Source organism: Blastomonas sp. CCH1-A6 (assembly GCF_001556365.1).
Taxonomy (GTDB): Bacteria; Pseudomonadota; Alphaproteobacteria; order Sphingomonadales; family Sphingomonadaceae; genus Blastomonas; species Blastomonas ursincola.
In genome coordinates, this window is the sequence record NZ_LSIS01000301.1 from 1 (window position 1) to 3944 (window position 3944).

Genomic DNA, 3944 nt, shown 5'->3' on the forward strand with positions numbered 1-3944 from the left:
CGCGTCGTCCGCAGCGGAGTTGATGCGCTTGCCGGTGGACAGGCGATCGATCGACTTCGACAGGCTCATCTGGGCCGAGGTCGAAGCGTTAGCGGCGCGAAGCGCCGCGACATTCGTTCCGATAACAGTCATCTCATATTCCTTTCGATGGGGCGCTCGGTCCCTCCTAAGCGGCCTCGAAAGGAATTAACGGCGGGCAATGACGGGCTTTAAGTCAAAATATGACCAGTATTTTGACGCCCGTCATTTTCCCGACGATGCTGTTATCAGTTTACCCTCCGGTCTTACGAGCGGATCAGGCTGAGCACACCCTGCTGGCTCTGGTTCGCCTGGGCGAGCATCGCGGTCGATGCCTGGCTCAGGATCTGCGCCTTGGCGAGGTTGGTCGACTCGTCCGAGAAGTTGGCGTCCTGAATGCGCGAGCGCGCTTCCGACAGGTTGGTCGAGCGGTTGATCAGGCTCGACACGGTCGCCTGCAGACGGTTCTGGCTGGCACCCAGGTTCGCCTGAGCGGTGGTGATGTTGTTCAGCGCCGTGTCGAGCGCGGTCAGCGCGGTGCCGGCGCCTGCGACGGTGCTGATATCGATAGTGCCGACGGCAAGGCCAGTGGTGGTGACGTTGGCGAGCGTGATGTTGACGACATCGCCCGAGTCGATCCCGGTCTGGATCGCAATGGGGCCAGCGGCGGTCAGCAGCGACACACCGTTGAAGTTGGTCTTGTTGGCAACATCGTCGACCTGAAGGATCAGCGCCGCGACTTCCGCCTGCAGGTTGGTGCGGTCGCTGTTGCTCAGCGTGCCCGATGCCGACTGGACGGCCAGTTCACGCATGCGCTGCAGCATGTTGGTGATCTCGTTCATGCCGCCTTCGGCCGTCTGGGTCAGCGAGATGCCGTCATTGGCGTTGCGGACGGCCTGGCCGAGGCCGCGGATCTGCGAGGTCATGCGGGTGGCGATCGCATTGCCGGCAGCGTCGTCGGCGGCCGAGTTGATGCGCTTGCCGGTCGACAGGCGGTCAATCGCGCGGCCCAGCATGGCCTGGGCAGCGGTCGAGGCATTGGCAGCGCGGATGGCGCCGATATTCGTTCCGATAACAGTCATCAGTCTTTCCTTTCGCTTGGTCAATCTTGCGGCGCACTGCTTCTGTCAGCGGCCTCGACATGGTTAACGGCACGGTTGGAAAGCCATTAAGAAGTTTTCACACACCTTTCGAACAGGTTGTCATTTGGCCGACAGGCGTCAATTTTCTGACGCCCCGGCCCGGCAAAACCCGTCAATTTTTTGGCGGCGGTGGTGTGCCTTATATATATAGGGGGGTGTGGGCGGCCATTTTCTGCCGTTTTCCCGATTTGGCACGGCGATTGCTTTGCTTTGGACCTGCGGGGGCCAGTGTAACGGCTGGCCAACGCGATCCATTAAGTCGGGGGACTGAAAAAATGATCGAATGCACTATCAGCGAGGCGGTTCGTGAAAATCTGCCCATGCTGGAAAGCTGGCTCGCATCGGCCTGGATCAAGCCGGTCGCCGCAGGTGCTGCGACCGTGCAGACCGCCAAGGTGCTGATGGCCGCGGAAATCGCTTCGGCCAGCCATCGTGACATTCTCATCGATTTTCGCGACGGCGCACCGTCGCTCGTCCGCGCTGCCAACGGCCTGCCCGCGCGCATCGCCTTCGGCTTTGACGACATGGCGCTTGGCCTGGCGCTGGTGGCAGAGCTGCTGCGCGCCGGACGCGGCCCCGCCGTCGGCGAACCCGCCATGGCCAAGCTGATGGGCTATGCCGCGCGCATCGCGCGCAGCGAGGCTGCAGTGCTGATCCAAGGCGAAACCGGCACCGGCAAGGAAGGCATGGCGCGTCTGGTGCATGACGAAAGCCCGCGCGCCAAGGGCCCGTTCATCGCGGTCAACTGCGCCGCTCTTCCCGAAACCATGGTCGAGGCGATTCTGTTCGGCCACAAGAAGGGTGCGTTCACCGGCGCATCGGCCGATGGCGAGGGCCTGTTCCGCGCGGCCGATGGCGGCACGCTGTTCCTCGACGAGATCACCGAGCTGCCGCTGGCGCTCCAGGCCAAGCTGCTGCGCGCGCTGCAGGAAGGCGAAGTCCTGCCCGTCGGCGAGACCCGCGCGGTCAAGGTCGATGTCCGCATCGTCACCGCCGCCAACCGCGATGCCGCCGAGCTGGTCGCCGCCGGCGAGTTCCGCGAAGACCTTTACTGGCGCCTCAACGTGATGCCGATCGCACTCCCCCGCCTTGCCGATCGCCGTCAGGATGTCCGCGCCATTGCCGCCGCCATGCTGCTGCGCATGCAGAATGCGGGCGACGATTTCGCCTGGCTGAGCGCGGAAGCGCTTGAAACGCTGCAGGCGCACAGCTGGCCGGGCAACGCCCGCGAGCTGGGCAATGTGCTGCAGCGCGCACTGGTTCTGCGTGAAGGCGATGCCATCGAAGCCGAGGATCTGGGCCTTGCCCCCGTCCGCCTGTTCACGCCCGCTCCGGTCCAGCCCGTCGCCGCGCCGCAGATCAGCACGCCGCGTGCCGATCCTGTGCCTGCCGCCGGTTCCGCCCGCCTGATGCGCGGCAGCGATCTGCACAGCCTGTCGCGCGCAGTCGAGCATGACGCGATCCAGCGCGCGCTCGACGAGAATGGCGGCAACCGCCGCGAAACCGCCAAGATGCTCGGCATCTCTGAACGCACCCTGCGCTACCGCCTCGCCAATATGCGCGAGCTGGCAGCCGCAGCCTGATCGATAACGGGAAACAGAACCCATGAGCACCAATATCAGCAGCTCGATCATGGCCGCCCGCAACGCCATTCTGCAACAGAACAGCGCGCTGCAGCAGATCAGCAAGAAATCCCCGATGCTGGGCACCGAGCCGACCGAGACCCGGACGGACGGCTTTTCGGGCACGCTCAAGACCGCGCTCGACCAGGTCAACCAGGTGCAGCACGCCTCGTCCGAGGCCGCGACCGCCTATGAAATGGGCCAGACCACCGACATCGCGGCGGTGATGATGGCCAAGCAGAAGGCGTCGATCGGTTTCGAAGCGACGCTGCAGGTCCGTAACAAATTGCTGTCCGCCTATCAGGACATCATGAACATGCCGGTGTAATCCATGTCCGACATCACCATCACCCCCAATAATGTCGACGGATCCGCTCCGGCCGTGATCCCCGGAAGCCCCGGCACCGGGGCTGGTGCCGGCGCGCGCGTGCTGAACGGGACCGCGATCCCGGCGCAGGTCCGCAATTTCATGAGCCAGCCGGCGGTGTCCAAGGCGATGCCGCTGGTCGGCTTTCTGGGCGTCGTGCTGCTTTCGGTGCTCGCCTGGGCAGCCTTACGCGAACCGCCGCAGCGCGACCTGTTCCGCGGCCTGCCCGATAGCGACAAGGCGGCGGTGATCGCCGCGCTCGACAGCTCGACCATCCCGTACAGCTTCGAGGAAAGCTCGGGCACGATCATGGTCTCCGAAGACGATTACCACAAGGCCAAGATCGCGCTCGCCGCGCAAGGCCTGCCCAAGAGCGCGCCGAGCGGCGACGAGCTGATCTCGTCGATGCCGATGGGGGCCAGCCGCGCGGTGGAGAATGAAAAGCTCCGCGCCGCGCGCGAGCTCGATCTGGCGCGCAGCATCGAGGCGATGGAATCGGTGGTCTCGGCACGCGTCCATCTCGCGGTCGAACCGCCCAGCGTGTTCATCCGCGACCGCAACGAGCCGGCCGCCTCGGTCGTGCTCCAGCTCGCCAATGCCGGACGCCTGCCCGAATCGCAGGTCCAGGCGATCATCCATCTCGTCGCCAGCTCGGTCCCCGGGCTGTCGGCCGACAATGTCTCGGTCGTCGACCAGAATGGCCGCCTTCTCTCGGGCGACGGCAAGAACGGAATGAACGGCGTCGAGCAGCAGATCGAGACTGTCTCTTATACACATCTCCGAGCCCACGAGACC

The 3944-nt window shown here is 64.7% G+C and carries 5 protein-coding genes; 3 read left to right on the plus strand and 2 right to left on the minus strand.

Features of this window, described 5'->3' with window-relative positions:
* Together AX735_RS24420 and AX735_RS14325 are read right to left on the minus strand one after the other, a co-directional pair.
* Positions 1 to 132, minus strand: a 132-nt coding sequence (locus tag AX735_RS24420; protein ID WP_446471823.1) for a flagellin N-terminal helical domain-containing protein, incomplete at its 3' end; no start/stop codon positions are given.
* Between the two features lie 152 nt (positions 133 to 284).
* Positions 285 to 1100, minus strand: a complete 816-nt coding sequence (locus AX735_RS14325; RefSeq protein WP_023837585.1) for a flagellin N-terminal helical domain-containing protein — start codon at positions 1098 to 1100, stop codon at positions 285 to 287.
* Positions 1101 to 1435: 335 nt separating this feature from the next.
* Between AX735_RS14325 and AX735_RS14330 the strand changes: the two genes are divergently transcribed.
* The 3 genes from AX735_RS14330 to fliF all read left to right on the plus strand — a co-directional run.
* Positions 1436 to 2743, plus strand: coding sequence for a sigma-54 interaction domain-containing protein (locus AX735_RS14330; RefSeq protein WP_066281652.1), 1308 nt, complete (start codon positions 1436 to 1438; stop codon positions 2741 to 2743).
* Between the two features lie 22 nt (positions 2744 to 2765).
* Entirely contained in the window at positions 2766 to 3110 is a 345-nt protein-coding gene (gene fliE, locus AX735_RS14335; RefSeq protein WP_060979441.1) for a flagellar hook-basal body complex protein FliE, read from the plus strand.
* A gap of 3 nt (positions 3111 to 3113) precedes the next feature.
* The coding region (fliF, locus tag AX735_RS14340; RefSeq protein ID WP_082751115.1) for a flagellar basal-body MS-ring/collar protein FliF at positions 3114 to 3944 on the plus strand (831 nt) is incomplete at its 3' end.